Genomic DNA, 18,390 nt, shown 5'->3' on the forward strand with positions numbered 1-18,390 from the left:
TGATTTGATCAATCCAGCTCAAGCGTGGTCCACGGTGAACCGCCAGGCGGCCACGCAAAGTCACTCAAGACTCTCGTCATGCAACAAGCCGCTTTTCTTCAGGCGATAGGCCAGTGCCGGCCGGGTCAAGCCGAGCATGCGAGCGGCTTGCGAGACGTTTTGGTGTGAAAGCTCCATGGCGCGGCGCATCAGCCGTTCTTCCACAGCATCCAGGCTGATGTTTTTATCAAAGATCTGCGTAACCCAATCGGGACAAGGTTCTTCACCGCCAGCCTGAACTAACGCGCCATCAGAGTTGAGACGATCACCGTGCGAATCGTCTGTTTTTGGGAAGACTGCAAAGAGTGCATCCTGGCCTATGGTCTCGTTGCTGTCGGTCAGGATGACGCCACGCTCAATCGTATTTTCCAATTCGCGAATATTCCCCGGCCAGGCGTAGCGGCGACACAATTCAAGAGCTTTGTCTGATAAACCCAGCGTTCGCTTGTGATATTGCAAGTGAAATTTGCTTATAAAGTGCTCGGCCAGCAGTGGCAGATCTTCAAGCCGCTCGCGCAGTGGGGGAATCTGCACCGGAAACACATTCAAGCGGTAATAAAGATCGGCGCGAAACCGGCCCGCTTCGACGGCGTCGGCGAGGCTTTCATTGGTAGCAGCGATGACTCGCACGTTGATCTTGCGGGTTCGGGAATCGCCTACCCGTTCCAGTTCACCCTCTTGCAGTACCCGAAGTAATGTCGCCTGCGCTCTGGGCGTCAGCTCCACCACCTCGTCTAGAAAAATCGTCCCTCCGTTGGCCCGTTCAAAGCGTCCTGGGCGGGTTTGATTGGCGCCGGTAAAAGCGCCTTTCTCAACACCAAACAATTCGGCTTCAATCAGGTCCTGAGGAATGGCAGCGCAGTTCACTGCGACAAACGCTTGCTCGGCGCGATCACTGCGCAGATGCACGCTCCGTGCGATGACCTCCTTGCCGACGCCAGTTTCTCCGAGCAGCAGGACGGAAATTTTTCCTTTGGCAGCCTTGTCGATCATCTTGCATACCTTCAAATAGGCAGGCGAGCGCCCTACTCCATAGAATTGAGCTTCCTGCTTCTCCAGGCTTCTACGCAGAGAGCTGATCTGTGATTGCAGTTCATACAGCTCCTCGATGATTGGGTCGGCTTGAAAGTACTGTCTGAATTCTGCGGCGTTCTCCCATTCCTCGGCAGGTTTACCAATAATGATGCAGCGCTCATCCCCGCATCCGCGACAGGTCGTTTCTTGGATGATGATTTCGCGTTTCATGAATGAAGAACTGTACGCACAGGCGTAGCCCAACAAAGACCAACAGACTGGTTCCTCCATCAGGCCGACTTCAGTCAGGCAAGTCTCGACCTCAAAGGAGTCAATCCATTCGAGCTCGCAATAAAAATGGCCGCTCTCCTGATCCAGCTCTAACTGAATGGGTTTCGCATTGACCATACCTTTGAGGGAATGCAGTTGCGGGCCGACCAGAAACATCTGCAACTGCGGACTGTCTGGTCTGAGCTTGCGGGCCATTTCCGCATCCTTGAGTCCAGACTGGTAGCCAAGGCGCAAGAAGAACCCCTTGGCGCGGTCGACGCCGAGGCTATTGATGAGTTCACGGCGAAAATTAGCCATCGCCGATACCTGCATCAACAACATGCGCTGCTCGCCAAACCAGATCTTGCCTTCCGTGCTTTGAAAACGAACCTGGTCGCTCAGGTCGTGAAAGCCGGAATAGTGGAGCTCAGGGTTGTAACTGACAGCCATTGAGAGAGACCTCGATTATTGTTTTGAGCGGTCTTGATCAAGCTGTGGCGCCGAGTGAAAGCACCCAAACAATCGATCGCGATATGAAGGGATTTTAGTCCATTGCTACGCAGAGCCAGCGGGCCTCCCGATGCAAAGACATGACGGTGCACGGGCTTCGCGGGCAGATGAAGGCAGTTACCAAGCGCCAAAGTCACAGCCAGGCTTAATGTTGGTGATCTGGCCCGAGCCGGCCATGTGCTGTGTTGGACTAGGTATTGGTCATTCGCAATATCCCGGCAGATTGCGAATGCACGCCTTCAGTATCGGCCGTCGATGAACGCGGGAATGGGGCGCCTCCCCGGCAAAGCGGTACTTCACTGGCCCCTCACTCCCGTGCTGATCAACCTTCAGCGGGTACCGGCGTGTCGAGCAATTGCTGCTCCCACAGATAAGCAATGCCGCTACCTGCAGCATGCTGGAGAAGCACATCGGTTACAGCGCCTGCCGTATCGAGGCGTGCCCAGTCGCGTTGCCATTCAGCCATGACTGCCAACCAGGTCATGACATTTGCCCCGGCGCCGACCATGCGTTGGATGGCGACTTGATGGGCTTCGACCGAAACGCCACCGCACGCGTCGGTGACCACGGTAACGTCCCAGCCCTCGCCTAGTGCTTGAATCGCTGGCATGGCGACGCAGACCTCAGTCCACAGGCCAGCCAGGACCAATTGCTTGCGGCCTGTTGCCTTGACCGCGTCCACTACTTTCTTGTCTTCCCAAGTATTGATGAGCGTTCGGTCAATCACCTCCTGACCGGGGAAAACGTCGGTGATTTGCGGAAAGATCCAACCGCCACGCTCGGCAATCACACTGGTCAGAATGGTCGGGACGTTAAACGCCTTCGCAGCCTTCGCCAATGCTGTCGCACAGTTGACCGCTGCGTGCGGATCGTGGCTATTGAGATTGGTGAGTTGAAAAGGCTGGTGGTCGATCAACACAAGTACGGAGTCTTCTGGACGAAGAAGCGAAGCAAGACCGTTACGAAAAGCCATTAATCCATCCTCTTGTTGCCGTGGGTTGGCACGTTTATTTGCGGGATCAGTTTCCGTGCAGCGCGCCTTATGAGCGGCGATGCCTCATGCACTGTGCAGCGCCCTCAAACCTTCGGGTAGTAGCAGCGAATGACTAACTGTGTCGCGCAATGAGGAACGCCACGGTTTTTGCTGCCATTCTCTGGCGATGGCTTCACGGCTTCATGACGACGCGCCCCAGCGGTTTGCTTCGCTCCGCGAAGTCATGCGCAGCAGCCTGCGATAGGGTAACGGCCCGTTCAATGACAACCCGTATACGCTCCCGCAATACATCCTGTAGCAGCTAGTCGACACTCGCACGCACTGCCGGCCGCTCGAAAAGCGGCCCCATGTACGCACAGATCAGGACGTCCCCGGGAACCGCTATTGGCGCCAAGGCGCGAACAGATGTACGTTCTGGTAGTCGCATTCCGTGTGTAGCTGCGTGGCAAAAAAAGGAAAGTGGAAATGGATATAGAAGAGCTTGAAACCTTTGTAGAAGTGGCCGATGCCGGCGGCATTTCCCGTGCGGCAACGCGCCTGGGCATGTCGAAATCTATCGTCAGTCGCCGGCTTGCCCGCCTGGAAGCAGAGCTGGGCGTGCAACTGATGGCGCGTACCACCCGCGGTGCGGCCCTTACCGAAGCTGGGGCGACCTTCCGCGACTACGCCGCCAGAATATGCGCTGAGGCCGAGTCGGCACGCGATGCGATCTTGCCTTCCGGCGAGCTTCGTGGCCGCCTGCGGATCGCCGCGCCCCTTACTTTGGGGCCAATACATTTCGCGCCGATCCTCGCGGAAATGGCCAGGCGTCACCCACAGCTTCATGTGCAAACAAACTACACCGATCGTTTCGTTGACCTCATCGCCGAGGGGTATGACTGCGCGATACGGGTGGGCTACCTGCCCGATTCCAACATGATCGCCCGGTGTATCGGACCGATCTTTGGCCAATTGGTAGCAAGCCCCGTCTATATCAAGGCGAATGGAGCGCCCGAAACACCCGACGAAGTCGTCAGCCACCAAGCACTGATGCAAGGCAATGAATCGTGGTCATTCATGGATGGTGACACGATGGTTACGGTGCGCCCGCAGGGAACGTTCAAAGCCGACAATGGCACCGCATTGCTGGCCGCAGCTTTGGCCGGCATCGGCATTGCCTGGTTACCTGACTGGGTCACGCATGAGCATTTGGCGAGCGGCGCACTTGTAGCGATCATGACGGATTATCCGCCGCCTCCAGCAGGCGCTTATGTAGTTCGACCGCCAGGCCAGCACCTTGCGCGAAAGATAAGGGTGCTCACCGAATTGCTGCTTGAATACTGCGACCAGGCGGCACATATTCCTGAGTCGCCACAGAGCTGAAAGACCCGATTGCAAGCTCCCTTCGAGTGAGTCCTGAAAGCAAAGTATGGATACCAGGCTTACTTATTGATCCATCAGAGCTATCGCGGCTAATACGTCGAGTCCTGATCAGCGCACCCGAATATTTCTCCAAAGTTTCATTCCTCACTCGCGAATAACGCCAACACCCGGTTGGATGTTCCGATTTGTGCGACACAGTAATACAACCCACGAGACTACAAACCAAGGAACTGGATCCCTAATATCCGCCCCCGTATCGGCACGCTTGCACCATCCCTGGTGAATGCGCGCGGCCAAATAACTGCATGCCAGACAGGTGAGTAATGATCGATTTGGAAGGAAAACGGGCGTTGGTGACGGGAGGAGCTCGCGGGATCGGCGCCGCTATCGCAGTGGCACTGGCAGAGAATGGGGCCGATGTTGCGTTCACCTACCAGCAGTCGACGGAAAAAGCTGAGGCAGTGGCCAAATTCATCGCTGATAAAGGGCGTCGTGCTATCGCGATTCAAGCCGACAGTGCCAACCCGCAAGCCATTGAATGCGCAGTCGCGCAAGCCATCTCGACGCTGGGCGGCCTCGATATTCTCGTCAATAGCGCGGCTATCGGCTTGAACGGAATGATCGCTGACATTGATGTAGACGACTATCAAGCACTGATGGATATCAACGTGCGAGGCCCCGTCCTGTTCGCAAAGGCGGTCATCCCGCATCTGCCCGCTGGCGGAAGAATCATCTCAATTGGCTCGGGACTGGCAGAGCGGGTGCCCTTTGCGGGTGTTACAGCCTATGCAATGTCCAAGTCGGCGTTGCTCGCATTTACCCGGGGTTTGTCGCGTGAACTCGGCCCCACCGGCATAACCGTTAATCTTGTTCAGCCGGGATCGGTCGACACCGACGCAAATCCAGCCGACGGCCCCGCCGGCGACTTTCAGCGGAGCCTGTCGTCCCTGGGACGTTTTGGCGAGCCTCGCGAGGTTGCGAGTGCGGTGGTCTATCTGGCCAGTCCTGCCGCGAGCCTGATCACTGGCGCCATCCTCACCGTGGACGGCGGTGCGATCGCTTGACTAACGCTCAGGCAGCTGTCCGCAGTGGACGGCAGCCATGGACTGTTGGTCAGGGGTTGAAACGCACTAATGGCCATTTGCAGAGGCAGGAAGCAGTTGGATATTGATGATCTTCGAACCTTCGTCGAGGTAGCCGACGCGGGCGGTGTTTCGTCGGCGGCCCGGCGACTGGGTGTTGCGAAATCGATAATAAGCCGCAGGCTTCTAAAGCTGGAAACCCAACTGGGTGTGCAGCTATTGGCCAGGACAACCCGTGGTGCTGCTGTCACCGAAGCGGGAGCCGCCTTGCGAGAGTATGCGGCGCGGATCGTCGCTGAGTTTGACGCGGCCAGGGACGCCATTGTTCCAGATGGAGACCTTCGAGGCCGTTTCCGGATCGCAGCACCGATCTCGTACGGCCCGACACATATTGCCCCCGTGCTTGCTGAAATGGGGCGACGCCACCCTCTCCTGCACATTCATGCAAGTTACAGCGATCGTATCGTCGATCTGATTGGCGAGGGCTTCGATTGTGCTATTCGGGTCGGCCATTTACAGAGCTCCAATTTCATCGCAAAGCGTGTGGGCAGCATTCACGGCAAACTCGTGGCAAGCCCAGGCTATGTGAGTACACATGGAGCGCCAGAGGCTCCCCACGAGATTCTTGCGCATGAATCTCTTATGCAAGGTGCGGAAACCTGGCGGTTTATGGATGGCCAAAAGTCCATCATGGTTAATCCCCAAGGGCGCTTCAAGGCTGACAATCCTGTCGCGCTCGCCGCGGCAGCCGTTGCAGGTCTGGGTCTAGGGTACCTTTCTGACAGCGTCATCGACGAGCACATCAAATCTGGCGCATTGGTGTCCGTCATGCACAGATATCCCCCTGTTCCGGCGGGTATTTACATTGTTCGCCCCCAAAGCCAGCACCCTGCGCGAAAGATACGGGTGCTGACGGACATGCTGGTCGATTGGTTCGCAGATGTGAGCCCGGGCAACGTCCTCTCCCTTTAGAAGGCAAGCCACTCGGGACGGCGAGCGTTCAATCTATCCAATTGCCGGACGCATCTTCCACTCGTAGTTCCTGCACAACCATGCCATTCGCCTGCATGCAGGCGCTGAGCTGCGCATGTTTGCCTAAGATCAATCGCCTGAGTAGAATGCGATTCATTATCAATCATGTATGTCCCGGGATGCCGATGCGTAGCGACGAAACACTAGGTACTGCAGATCCAGGGCTGCTCTATCGCACCCACTTCTCGTGGTTACAGGGCTGGCTGATTCGGCGCATCGGCTGTCGCGACAACGCCGCAGATCTGGCGCAGGACACTTTCGTCCGCGTACTCAAACACCGTCATCAGTCCGGCGCTCTGCGCGAGCCACGCGCCTATTTGAGCAGCATCGCCCGCGGTCTGATGATTGATCAGTATCGTCGTCGCGAACTCGAACGTGCCTACCTGGAAAGCCTCACCTTGCTGCCGCAACACGAGGTTCCATCGGAAGAAAGCCGGCTGATGATTCTCGATGCGCTGGAGCGCATAGACCGTCTGCTCGACTCGCTTAAACCAAGAGTTCGACAGGCGTTTTTATTTGCCCGACTCGACGGTCTGACCTGCGCGCAAATCGCCGAAAAGCTCGGTGTTTCCCGCGCGACGGTGGAGCGCGACCTGGCCACGGCCCTGCAACATTGCTATCGCTTGCGTTATGTCGAGGCCTGAGCCCGAGGCGCTGGATCCGGCCATTGTCGAGCAGGCGATCCAATGGCTGGTGCGCCTTCGCTTCAATCAAGCCGATGAACAGACACAGCGCACGTTCGAACACTGGCTGCAGCAGCGCCCGGAGCATGGATTGGCGTGGCAGCGTGTGGAAACGCTGGGAGATGAATTCGAAGGCGTGCCAGCTCAACTTGCCCGGCGAACCCTTAAGGGCGCCCAGCAGGGAATGCGCCGGCGGGAAAGCCTGAAGCTACTGGGCGTATTGGCGACGGTCGGCACGGCAGCCTGGCTCGGCCGCGACTACACTCCCCTGCCCTCCATGCTTGCACAGCAGCGCAGCAGCACCGGCGAGCAACGACGTTTCCAACTCGATGATGGCAGCCTTATCCAGCTCAATAGCGATAGCGCCGTCGACAGCGATTTCGACGCCCAGCGGCGCCTGATCATCCTGCGCCGTGGTGAAATCATCGTGAATGTCGGCGCTGATCAATACTCGCCGCAAGTGCGACCGTTGTGGGTGCAATCACGCGACGGAATCATGCGAGCCCACAGCTCGCGCTTTCTGGTCCGCGAGCGTGACGACGGTACTCTGGTCGCAGCTCAGGAGGGATCAGTCACGGTTTTCCCCGGTTCCGGTGAAGCGTCTGCGAGTCGCAACGTCCTGGCAGGAAACCAACTGCTGTTCACCTCAAGTGACGCCCGAACGTTCAGGGACATCGGCCTCGATCTATGGGGTTGGGGTGACGGTGTGATCAGTGCGAACCATATGCGCCTTGGTGACTTCATCGCAGAGTTGTCGCGTTATCGCCCAGGAGTCTTGCGCTGCGCCGAAGAGGTCGCTGATCGACGCGTTTCCGGCACTTTCCAGCTCGCCGACAACGATCGGGTCCTGGCATTGATCGCGCAGTCACTGCGCCTGCACATTGATTACCGAACCCGTTATTGGGTCACCGTAACCGCTACCACCTGACTCCACCCGAATATTTTTTCGCTACCTGAAAAATAATGAGGTGGTTTCTCATTCTCGTTCGACCTGTAAGGAAGGCCGGAATACAGGCCAGTCTGCCGATGTCCTTTCTTGGAGCGAGAAAATGAGTTCGTCCCCGGTTTCACAGCGCCATCCATTAAGTCGTGCCATGCACGGTGCGATCTTGGGTTTGATCGTGAGCAGCTACGCATTGCCATCGCTGGCGCAAACCTCGGGCGCTGACCAGAGCAGTCAGGTCAAACAGTGGAATATCGCCCCCGGCCCACTGGCGCCGGCGCTTGACCGCTTTGCGCGCGAGGCTGGCATCAGCCTTTCCTTCGACGCCTCGAGTGTGGCGAACCGCACCACGGCTGGCGTGAATGGCACGCTCGATACATCGGCAGCGCTGTCATCGTTGCTCCAGGGAAGCGAATTGCAGGTCGAACAGCAAGGCCCGAATGCTTACCTGCTGACCCCTAAAGCAAAAACCGCCGGCCCGCTGGAACTCGACGCAACGGCCGTCGAGGACTACCGCCTCGCCCCGCTCATCATCAATGCCAAGGTCCGGGTCAGTGCCGACGACGACGCCAACTCGGTGGTTGCCAAGGAGCTCTGGGTGGGCGGCAAGGTGGCCACCAGCATTCTCAATACACCGGCATCGGTGTCGGTGGTGACCAACAAGGAAATGCAGCAACGCAGCGTCAGCACCACGGAAGAAGCGCTGCAATACACGCCGGGCGTGGTCAGTGACTTTTATGGTACGGATGATCGCAACGACTATTTCCAGATCCGCGGCTTCCAGGCCACCACCTACCGTGACGGCTTGACCCTCAGCTCAATGCGCGGCGTACGCGAAGACCCATTCGCCTATGAGCGCATCGAGATTCTGCGTGGCGCCAACTCCACCCTGTTTGGCCCTGCAGACCCGGGCGGTTCGGTAAATTTCGTGACCAAACAGCCGCGCTTCGAGAAGTTTGGCCAAGGCTATGTGACCTACGGTTCGTTTGACCATGTCGAGACCGGCATCGATGTCGGCGATGCGCTGAACGACGAGAAAACCCTGGCCGGCCGCTTTACTGCCAAAGGCCAGAACAGCGATCGCGAGTACGACCACTCGCAGGACGACAACCAGCTGTTTATGGGTGGCCTCACCTGGGCACCGACGGATTACACGTCGGCCACGATGATTCTGGACTACCTGAAAACCGAGAGTTCGCCCAACAGCGGCGGCTATCCACTGGATCGGGAATACGACCGCAGCAAGTTTTATGGCGAGCCCAGCTACAACTTCCACGATGTCGAGCGCACCAGCCTCAGCGGTAACGTCACCCATGATTTCGACAACGGTTTCGTGCTGCGCAGCAATCTGCGTTACAGCAAGTTGACCGATGATTTCGGCTACGTGTACCTCAGCGACAGTGCCGCACGTGTCGGTACTACCGTCGATCGATACCTGTTTGGCACGGACACTGACGCCGACCAGTTCAACGGCAATCTGATGCTGCAATACGATGCCCGCTTCGAGAACATCGACAGCAGCAGCCTGGTGGGCGTGGAGTACCTCGATTCGACCACCAAGGAAAGCTCGGTCTACGCCCTGACGACCCCGATCGACATTGCCAACCCGGTGTTTACTGGCGTTCCACGCTCAATCGCGCCGTATGCCGTCAACAAGCGAGACGCGACCACCAAGGCCGTCTTCCTTCAGCAGAACCTGTCGTTCTACGAGCGTTTCATCGTCACCGGAGGCGTGCGCAACGACTCGATGGACCTGACCAGCAAAGGCTTGCAATCCACTGAGAAAGACAACTTCTCCGAAACCTCCTACCGAGGTGCGTTGACCTATATCGTCAACGATGAAGTATCAACCTACGTGAGCATGGTCGAATCCGTCTCGCCGCCGCAGGTTGGCGTAACACCGCAGACAGGCAGGCAGTACGAAGTGGGCGTGAAGTATGCGCCGATGGGGATGGACGCACTGTTCTCCGCCGCGGTGTATGACCTGACCCAGGAAAACGTCACCATCGCCGTGGTGCTGCCGAGCGGCATCATCGAGCAGCAGACGGTGGGTGAATCACGTGCACGCGGCCTCGACCTGGAGGCCAAGGCGCAGGTGACGCAGAACCTCAGCCTGATCGGTGGCTATTCCTACATGGAGTCCGAGGTACTGCGCGGTTCGTTGTACGACGGCAGTTCCCTGAAGGGTAACGAGTTCGCCACGGCACCCAAGCATTCCGCTTCGCTCTGGAGTTACTACGACGTACCCGCCACTGATGTCAGCGTGGGCCTGGGTGCGCGCTACGTCGGCGCTTATTACTTCGATGCAGCCAACTCCGGCAAAAGCGATGGCACCACGCTGTTCGACGCAGCGTTCAACTACAAAATTGCCAAGGGCACCGACCTGGCGGTGAACGTCAGCAACCTGCTGGACGAGCAGCATGTGGTCGGCTCCGGCACCGCGAACTTCTACAACCCGGGCCGCGAGATTACCGCCAAGCTGAGCTACAACTGGTAAACCGGCGGGTCAGCGTTTTTCCCCACACAGAAAACGGTGCCCGCGTTACCGCGGGCACCGTTAACTACGGGCATACCCAGGTTGATCTACGCTTGAATGAAATCACGCGGAGAAACAGATCATGTCCCTCGCTCCCGGAAGTCTATTGGCCCTGGCTTTGGGTGTCTGCTTTTGCACATCCGTACTTGGACAAGGGGCAGCAGACAGCGACTCTCCACCGGCGATACTGCCATTGGCATCCGAGAGTGCGCCGAGACTCATTGCCTACCCGCCGCTTGCCGAGGCGCTCGCCCGTGGAGTGGTCATCATCCAGTTTCGAACAGAGCACGCCAGGATCATGCCGGTATTTGGCAAGGTGGCTGCTGAGGTATCACCACGCTTAGGTCACCTTCACGTGACCGTCGATGACTGGAAAGGTACGTGGGCGCACACCAGTGAAGACCCGATTATCCTGGTCGGGCTAACGCCCGGTCCTCACAAGGTTCTGCTGGAAGTGGCCGATCCGACGCACCAGATCATCACCAGTACGACAGTGAGTTTTATAGTACCGGAGAAGCAACCGATGGACGCTCCCCGTACTGACGATCATCACGCGGTAAAGCCATGACTGCCGTGCTATTCACCGAAACCGGTAACGATCGGCGTCTCTGCAGCGACTGACTGGCTCAATATCTCCAGAAAACCGGGGTCACGAGTACCAACACCGTCAGGATTTCCAACCGGCCCAGAAGCATGCCGACAGTCAGTAGCCATTTGGCTGCATCCGGCAGTGACGAGAAATTACCTGCCGGCCCGATGATTGTGCCCAGTCCGGGGCCGACGTTACACACCGCCGTAGCGGCGCCGCTCAGGGCGGTGATCCAATCAAGCCCGATCAGCGCCAAGCCCAAAGCGATGGCGGCAATCGTGATGGTGAAGAAAAACGAGAAGGTCAGCAGCGAACGGACGATTTCCTCGTCGATGGGATGGCCGTTGTATTTTTTCTGAATCACGGCCCGGGGATGGATCAACTGCTTCAAGCTGCTGACCAGAAGCGCGGCGGCCACCTGAAAACGGAAGATTTTCAGCCCGCCTGCCGTTGAGCCGGAACAGCCACCGACGAAGGTCAGATAGAAAAACAGCAAAACCGCGAAGCTGCCCCACAAGGTGTAGTCGCCAACCGCAATTCCGGTGGTCGTGACGACCGAGGTCACATTGACCGCCACGATACGAAACGCGTCCCACCATCCGTAGTCGCTGTGAAAATACAGCCAGGTACCTACTGCCAACGATGTGACGAGCAGGAATCCAATAAACCCGCGTACCTGGTGATCCCTGATCAGCGCACGCCGATTGCCCCGACAGGTTGCGACGTACAAGGTGAATGGCAGGCTGCCCAAGATCATGATGACTACCGCCACCCAGTGAATTGCTGGCTGCTCCCAATGCCCGAGGGAGGAGTCCGACGTCGAGAACCCGCCGGTGGAGATCAACGACATTGCGTGGTTGATCGCTTCGAATGGGGTCATTCCTGCGAGCCAGAGCGCCAAAGTGCCGATACCCGTCAGGCCCAGATAGAGCAAAAGAATGTACTTGGCTGCGACATGAGAACGTGGTGTCACTTTCTCCGACCAGTCCGAGGACTCTGTCTGGAAAAGACGCATGCCGCCGACTCGCAAGAGCGGAAGAATCGCGACAGCCATGCCGATAAAACCGATGCCGCCTAGCCAGTGCAGCATGGAACGCCAGATCAACAAGCCGGGAGAGGCGCTATCCAGACCGGTGAGTACCGTCGAGCCAGTGGTTGTGATGCCCGACATCGTTTCAAAGAACGCATCGGTGTAGCTGATATCGCTGATGAAAACCATGGGTAACGCTGCGAAGGCGCACACAACAACCCAGCTCGCGGTAGTCAACAGGTACATGTCCCTGGGCCGAAGATTGCCAGTCTCCGGACGCCCTCGCATGATCAACAGCAGACCACAGATGAAGGTAATCAGACTCGACCAGAGAAAGGCCGACAGATCGTCGCTGTGCTCATAGACCACCAGCGTCATCATGGGTATAGCCATGCTTACCGCCAGGGTGATCAGAAAAATACCCAAGATAAAGCCGATAAGCCGAATTGCTGCGAGGGACATCACGATAGCGTTCCAAATTAGCGCCGCGCAGTATCGGATGCCCTCAATAAAGACTGCGTAAATTCTCCGTAAAATTTTTATCTGCAATCAGGCAGGCTGCGGGAGTCAAAGCGTGGCTATGAGTCAATTACAGGCCTTCGCAACAGGCCAGAATCGGCAGAAGCCGTCAGTGCCAGCCCTCTTTGCATCAAACGAGTGCCGGCCTGACGCTGCATGCTGCGCGTAAAATCTGGCTGCAGCATGCAGTGCCGTGCAAACGGGAGTTGATCTGCGTTGATCGCTCATCAGGAGGAAACGAGTTTCTCGTAATCAGAGAAGGGCTTGAGCGCGCAGTACTGCACGTGCAGCAGATTCCCTTTGACGTAAGGCAGCGCCTCGATGTAATCACGCGCCTCTTCGAAGGTGGCGGATTCCAGTTCAAATGCGGCACCGGGACCATCGGCCAGCCCATGAACTGCGCGCACAATACCGCCAGCGAAGCCTTGCCAAACGTGCAATACCTCCGGTTTCGCCAGCCGCTTGAAGTCTTTTGCTGCTCCATCAGCACGGCGAGTCAGAACCACGAAGGTTTTCATGTCACCTCCTCCGTTTTCAGCTGCTTGCGCTGGGTTGTTTCACCATAAGCGACGTGCGCCATTATGCCGCTCTGGCCCACGGCCACATGCGGTTCAAGCTCATTGCGGGGAGTGTAGTCCCCACCGTTTTGAGGCCGGAAGGGTATTGGCGCATCTGTGAACAAATCCTCGAGTCGGGTGCGCCAAGCTTCTTTGGCTGCGACGGCATCTGCGGCGGTCAAGTTGCCAGTGCCGTATATGGCGAACGTCGGCAGCACATCGAACCCAGGAAAGTAGAGCGAGCCGTGCGTGATCGGAAACAGCAATTGCTCGAGTGGTCCGTTGATGCCGCGCGCCGAGTAGTCTTCTGCGGGGCCGCCGACAGCGACTGACAACATGGCCCGCTTGCCTTTGAAAGCGCCGTCACCATAGCGGTAGGCGTTGCCAGCGTCCTTGTAGCCGTGGGCGAGTCCGGCTGCCCAGACGCGATCTATCCACCCCTTCATGATGGCCGGCATGCCGTACCACCAAAGCGGAAACTGGAAGATGACAACGTCTGCCGCTAGAACCTTGTCTTGCTCCGCCGCCACGTCAGGGCTTTGGCGGCGATGACGATAGGCGTGGGCGGACTCTGCTCCGAACGACAGCCGCTGAGGGTTGGCCCGCTGAGGAAAGTCGTGCTCGTCGAATATCGCTTTCCAGCCCATGGCGTATAGATCGGATTGCAGGACCTCGTGTCCTTGCGCAGTCAAGCATTCAACAGACACATCCACCAGTTGCCGCGTTAGCGACGAAGGCTCGGGATGGGCATAGATGATCAGTACTTTTTTCGACATGAAGGACGGCTCCGCTGTGATTTCGAAGGAGTGTCGCGGGGCTCGGGCCATCTGTGAAATCGCAAAATTTTGCTGCTAACATAAGATCGATGGATACCAGACGCCTTGATCTAAATCTGCTTGTGACGTTGGAGGCCCTTCTCATTGAGCAGAACGTGACCCGGGCTGCCGCTCGTCTGCATTTGAGCCAGCCAGCAGTCAGCGCTCAGTTGAGCCGTCTGCGCGACGTCTTCAACGACCCTCTTCTGATCCCCGCGCAGCGTGGAATGACGCCCACCGTCAAAGCCTTGGAGCTGCTCGTGCCGCTTCGCCAGGCACTTGACCAGGTAAGGGCGACCGTCACTACTCACCTGAATTTCGAGCCCGCGACGGCGAGCCTGACGGTATCAATCGCCTGCACGGATTACGTGCAGGCGGTTTTGATCAAACATCTCGTTGTCGCCATGCGACGCGAAGCGCCGGGTGTTCGCATCGCACTGCGCATCCTGGACGTACCACAGCTGGAGCTGCAGATGACCCGCGGCGAGGTGGATCTGGCCGTGATAAACATGAACGGGGTTCCGCCCGCACTGCACTCGCAGCACCTCTATGATGAGAGTTACGTGCTGATCGGGCGTCGTGGGCATCCCAGCATGCGCGCGGACCTGACCGTGGATGAGTTCGCGCAGCTGGAACATGTCGTGGTGTCACTGCGCGGCGGAGGCTTCTCTACCTCGGTGGATCACGCCTTGGTAGCGCGCGGGCTGCGGCGTAACGTCGTTCATTCAGCGTCGTCATTCCTTCCAGTACCGGAGTTGGTCGCGCAGTCGGATTGTGTGGCCCTGGTTCCAAGTCGTCTTGTAGACGGTCGCAGCGAGCAACTGCTGTGCGTAGCCCCTCCATTGCCGGTGGAAGGTTTTGCGATTGGCTTGTTCTGGCATGAGCGGTCGGATGGGCATGCCGGCTTCAAATGGGTACGTGAGTTCATCACTCGCGTGGCCGATTCTCGTGCATCCGATTATGGCAACCCAAGAACTCTGACAACCTCGAAACCCGTCCAGACAAGCTAGCGTGTCGAGTACTCGATAGGTCAAAGGCTCGCTGGTTGGCTCTCTTGCAAGCTCGTTGAGGCAATAAACTTCCATCCATCTCCTTACGGTCGATTATGGGTTTTTATCGGCATACCTGAATGACTTTTTTGGCCGAAAGCAGGCGGGTATTACCTTGTTTCAGCTTCGTCAGGAGGCCAGCTCTCATAGAAAGAGCCGCCTACAGGGATCGGGTTGCCATCCATATGGTATGCGGCCCATGCCAGTACGTGTGCCATGCGTTCGGCAGCAACTGGCGACAGTCCGCAAGATTCTCTGACTTCGTCTAGCCGTACTCGGCAAACATCGAGGTGGCGTCGAACCCCGGAAAGTCCACCAAGATAGAGAAAGAACTCGTCGAGAAGGATACCCACGCCTGGAACACCATAGGTGCCGGCCACACCTGGTGCCTCCTCATATAAGGCCTTCACATCATGGCCTTCCAAGGCCGCGACAGCGGTGAGTACCTCGCAAAAAGTATCTTTCATGCTGTTGCTGACCCAGAGGTCATAGCTGTTGCCGATAATGATGGGCGCGCCCATGAGTCTTACTCTGATGTCGATAATGGAATGCTGAAGAAGAGGCGTATTCAGCCATGTAGCCAATTTTCAATAGGCCGTCTCCGCTCCGATTATTATCTTTTGGGGCTGAAAAAGGCCATGCGTGGACGGCTGCTTTTGGCCGGAAGCTGCCTCCCAGGCAGCGAACCGTGAATGGTCACTCGTCAAACAAGGTCCAGCCATGGCAAATGCCGGCAAAGTCTTTTGCCGTAAAAAATAATGTCAGTTCCTTTGGGTCAAATTCTTTGTAGAGCCAATGCCCAGGAATGGGGCCTCTCGTTATCGCGTATTCCAAGCGGTATTTTTGAACAGGTCCAATACCGAAGGAGCGTGAATTCAACTCAAACCTGTCACCTCTGTTGAGCGCCCATAGCTTTTCAACAAGGCAGTCATCAAGCACCACCTCTCCCGCTACCTCAACGAGATACTTTGAATGAAGTTTCTGTTGAAGCCTAACGCTTCTGGCCATGCATCAACCTACCTATGAACAGTCCGAGCCTCGGCACAATAATACTTGACCATGATGATGACCGCTTTGGGTTGAAAAAAGTGCGTTGGGCGTCCGCTTTTGGTCCAGGCTGTGTGAAAACGTCAGCGTCGATAGGGACGGGGCGTCTCTACGTGAAGTCCGTAGATATACGGAATCATCTTCACTGCTCTGGAGGTCAGTTCTTACGACGTTGGTTAAAGGATTTCTTGAGTTCATCGGTATCATTACTCTCGCCCCTCTCAAATCAGGTCATGCCATGAACCAAAACCCTATGGAATCCTGCCCCCGCTGTGGATCGGTCCAACACGTCAGACCAAAGGGAATTCTGATAGGAGCAGCAAGCCCAAAAAAACGCTTCAATGGGGAAGAAAAAGCAGGCTATCAACGCTTGGATCAGCTAGCAGTTGATGAATGCAAGCCTGCCCTTCTGAAAGCAGCGCCGCTGGAGCAGCTGGTTGATGGGTTTTATTGCGATCATTGCGGGGTGGGTTTTGTAACAAGCGAGATTGTACAAGGTGTCGACCGAACATCGCTCTAGAGACGATGACGGGGGTTGTTTAGATCGAAACGGCTTTTCATGACAGGCAGAAGTCGAGCACACCGGGTGAAAACGCCAGTGCTTGTCTAATCTTTTGATCGTCTAGATCGTATCGAGGACGATCATGAAGCGATTCATTGAAGGCGAGGCCCGGACGCAAGTGACTCTGCTGCCGGAGTGCCTGGACGATTACGTAACCGAAGAAAATCCAGTCCGAGTGGTCGACGTTTTCGTCGATGAACTCGACCTGGGCGCACTTGGGTTTGAGGGCGTCGATCCTGCTGCAACGGGTCGTCCGGCCTATCATCCAGCGGTCTTGCTAAAGATCTATATCTACGGCTATCTCAATCGGATTCAGTCCAGTCGCCGGCTTGAGCGTGAGGCCGAGCGCAACGTCGAGTTGATGTGGCTAACGGGGCGTTTGGCCCCGGACTTCAAAACCATTGCCGACTTTCGCAAAGACAACGGCAAAGCCATTCGCAGCGTATGCCGCCAGTTCGTAGTTCTTTGTCGCAACCTCAATCTCTTCTCCCAATCGATCATCGCCATCGACGGCAGCAAATTCAAAGCCGTCAATAATCGCGACCGCAACTTCACTCAGGGCAAGGTGAAGGCACGCATGCAGCAGATCGAGCAGAGCATTGATCGATATCTGGCGGCGATGGATTCGGCGGATCGGGCAACGCCCGAAGTGGCCGAGGCCAAAGCAGAGCGGCTTAAAGAAAAGATAGAAACACTGAAAAAGCAGATGCAGACACTCAAGGACATCGAGGCGCAGCTCCACGAAAGTCCAGACCAGCAGATCTCCCTCACAGGCCCAGATGCACGCTCAATGGCTACGAGCGGCCGAGGCACCGGAACGGTTGGCTGCAACGTACAAACAGCTGTCGACGACAAACACCATCTGATCGTTGCCCATGAGGTGCCAACGTTGGTAATGATCGTGGGCAACTGAGCAATATGGCGAAACAAGCGCGTGAAGAAATCGAGGCTGAATCGCTAACGGTGGTGGCCGACCGAGGCTATTACAAAGGTCTGGAAATCCTTGCTTGCGAGCAAGCCGGCATCACTACCTTCGTACCGAAACACCCCACATCTGGCAGCAAAGCCGAAGGCCGATTTGGTAAGCAGGACTTCATCTATCTTGCGGCGTCGGACGAGTATCGATGCCCTGCGGGACAGTTACTAACCAGGCGGCATTCGTCATGGAAGACGGCATGTTATTGCATTGTTACTACTTTTCGGGCTGCCAGTCCTGCTCAATGCAAAAGCAATGTACGACGGGTAAGGAGCGCCGTGTGAAGCGCTGGGAACATGAGGCTGTAGTCGACGCGATGCAGGTTCGGCTAGAACATGCCCCGGGGAAGATGAAGGTTCGCCGCCAGACTGTTGAACATCTTTTCGGAACGCTCAAGTACTGCATGGGAAGTACCCACTTCCTGACCAAAACCCTGCCGAGGATGAGCACTGAGATGAGCCTTCATGTGCTCGCCTACAACCTCAAACGAATGATGAGCATCTTCGGCATCGCAGGACTGCTTGAGGCGATCAGGGCGTGAACCAAGCCGCTTGGCCGTTCGTGAGCGCCTGTTTGGGTCGCTGACGCGGCCCAAACGGCAATACGAACGCCTATGCAACTGATCAAGGAAATTCGCGCTTCCGTCCGCTGATTCCACTGGCACCATCGCGACTTTCAGTTTGCGACGTATTTTGTGCGTTTTCACACAGCCTGGGTCGATAGCTACCATCCGCCACCGGCAGCTATCAGCTGAGACGCCCGTACATCTGGCCCAAGCAAG

16 protein-coding genes and 1 pseudogene are annotated in these 18,390 nt (G+C 56.9%); 10 read left to right on the top strand and 7 right to left on the bottom strand.

What is annotated here, in order from left to right:
* Nucleotides 1–60: 60 nt before the first annotated feature.
* Together D6877_RS06280 and D6877_RS06285 are read right to left on the bottom strand one after the other, a co-directional pair.
* Nucleotides 61–1,773 (bottom strand): sigma-54-dependent Fis family transcriptional regulator, encoded by a 1,713-nt coding sequence (locus tag D6877_RS06280; protein WP_071172470.1) that lies wholly within the window; start codon nt 1,771–1,773, stop codon nt 61–63.
* Nucleotides 1,774–2,155: 382 nt separating this feature from the next.
* Nucleotides 2,156–2,806 carry a hydrolase gene (locus tag D6877_RS06285; RefSeq protein ID WP_071172471.1) on the bottom strand — a complete coding sequence of 217 codons (651 nt, stop codon included), beginning with the start codon at nt 2,804–2,806 and terminating at the stop codon, nt 2,156–2,158.
* 486 nt (nt 2,807–3,292) lie between these two features.
* Here D6877_RS06285 and D6877_RS06290 point away from each other — a divergent pair, with 486 nt between their 5' ends.
* From D6877_RS06290 to D6877_RS06320, 7 genes are all read left to right on the top strand, one after another.
* The gene (locus D6877_RS06290) at nt 3,293–4,189 is read left to right on the top strand and encodes a LysR family transcriptional regulator (RefSeq protein ID WP_130910219.1); all 897 of its coding nucleotides are present in this window, start codon (nt 3,293–3,295) and stop codon (nt 4,187–4,189) included.
* Between the two features lie 323 nt (nt 4,190–4,512).
* Nucleotides 4,513–5,253 carry an SDR family oxidoreductase gene (locus D6877_RS06295; protein WP_122692570.1) on the top strand — a complete coding sequence of 247 codons (741 nt, stop codon included), beginning with the start codon at nt 4,513–4,515 and terminating at the stop codon, nt 5,251–5,253.
* Between the two features lie 96 nt (nt 5,254–5,349).
* Nucleotides 5,350–6,243, top strand: coding sequence for a LysR family transcriptional regulator (locus tag D6877_RS06300; protein ID WP_122706226.1), 894 nt, complete (start codon nt 5,350–5,352; stop codon nt 6,241–6,243).
* Between the two features lie 185 nt (nt 6,244–6,428).
* Complete coding sequence (locus D6877_RS06305; RefSeq protein ID WP_130910220.1) at nt 6,429–6,947, top strand: sigma-70 family RNA polymerase sigma factor; 519 nt, start codon at nt 6,429–6,431, stop codon at nt 6,945–6,947.
* Complete coding sequence (locus D6877_RS06310) at nt 6,934–7,914, top strand: FecR domain-containing protein (protein ID WP_130910221.1); 981 nt, start codon at nt 6,934–6,936, stop codon at nt 7,912–7,914. Before D6877_RS06305 ends, D6877_RS06310 begins: the two co-directional genes overlap by 14 nt.
* A 121-nt stretch (nt 7,915–8,035) precedes the next feature.
* A complete protein-coding gene (locus D6877_RS06315) occupies nt 8,036–10,426 on the top strand; it encodes a TonB-dependent siderophore receptor (protein ID WP_130910222.1) in 2,391 nt (796 codons plus the stop codon).
* Nucleotides 10,427–10,547: 121 nt separating this feature from the next.
* Nucleotides 10,548–11,033 (top strand): DUF6130 family protein, encoded by a 486-nt coding sequence (locus D6877_RS06320; RefSeq protein WP_130910223.1) that lies wholly within the window; start codon nt 10,548–10,550, stop codon nt 11,031–11,033.
* 58 nt (nt 11,034–11,091) lie between these two features.
* Here the strand turns inward: D6877_RS06320 and D6877_RS06325 are convergent, their stop codons facing one another.
* The 3 genes from D6877_RS06325 to D6877_RS06335 form a co-directional block, all read right to left on the bottom strand.
* Entirely contained in the window at nt 11,092–12,546 is a 1,455-nt protein-coding gene (locus D6877_RS06325; protein WP_122698256.1) for a TrkH family potassium uptake protein, read from the bottom strand.
* Between the two features lie 284 nt (nt 12,547–12,830).
* The gene (locus tag D6877_RS06330) at nt 12,831–13,121 is read right to left on the bottom strand and encodes a hypothetical protein (RefSeq protein WP_130910224.1); all 291 of its coding nucleotides are present in this window, start codon (nt 13,119–13,121) and stop codon (nt 12,831–12,833) included.
* Entirely contained in the window at nt 13,118–13,936 is an 819-nt protein-coding gene (locus D6877_RS06335; RefSeq protein WP_130910225.1) for an NAD(P)H-dependent oxidoreductase, read from the bottom strand. The genes D6877_RS06330 and D6877_RS06335 overlap by 4 nt, the downstream gene beginning before the upstream one ends.
* Before the next feature lie 89 nt (nt 13,937–14,025).
* Here D6877_RS06335 and D6877_RS06340 point away from each other — a divergent pair, with 89 nt between their 5' ends.
* Complete coding sequence (locus D6877_RS06340) at nt 14,026–14,985, top strand: LysR family transcriptional regulator (protein ID WP_130910226.1); 960 nt, start codon at nt 14,026–14,028, stop codon at nt 14,983–14,985.
* Nucleotides 14,986–15,134: 149 nt separating this feature from the next.
* On the opposite strand, the gene D6877_RS06345 is transcribed toward D6877_RS06340, so the two are convergent.
* Both D6877_RS06345 and D6877_RS06350 read right to left on the bottom strand, forming a co-directional pair.
* Nucleotides 15,135–15,545 (bottom strand): hypothetical protein, encoded by a 411-nt coding sequence (locus D6877_RS06345; protein WP_130910227.1) that lies wholly within the window; start codon nt 15,543–15,545, stop codon nt 15,135–15,137.
* 175 nt (nt 15,546–15,720) lie between these two features.
* The gene (locus tag D6877_RS06350; protein ID WP_130910133.1) at nt 15,721–16,032 is read right to left on the bottom strand and encodes a hypothetical protein; all 312 of its coding nucleotides are present in this window, start codon (nt 16,030–16,032) and stop codon (nt 15,721–15,723) included.
* A gap of 277 nt (nt 16,033–16,309) precedes the next feature.
* Between D6877_RS06350 and D6877_RS06355 the strand changes: the two genes are divergently transcribed.
* Both D6877_RS06355 and D6877_RS06360 read left to right on the top strand, forming a co-directional pair.
* The gene (locus D6877_RS06355) at nt 16,310–16,591 is read left to right on the top strand and encodes a hypothetical protein (RefSeq protein ID WP_130910228.1); all 282 of its coding nucleotides are present in this window, start codon (nt 16,310–16,312) and stop codon (nt 16,589–16,591) included.
* Nucleotides 16,592–16,715: 124 nt separating this feature from the next.
* A pseudogene (locus D6877_RS06360) lies at nt 16,716–18,150 on the top strand (IS1182 family transposase).
* Nucleotides 18,151–18,390 lie beyond the last annotated feature (240 nt).

Origin of the sequence: Pseudomonas sp. Sample_9, assembly GCF_004307535.1 — a bacterium.
Taxonomy (GTDB): Bacteria; Pseudomonadota; Gammaproteobacteria; order Pseudomonadales; family Pseudomonadaceae; genus Aquipseudomonas; species Aquipseudomonas mercuritolerans.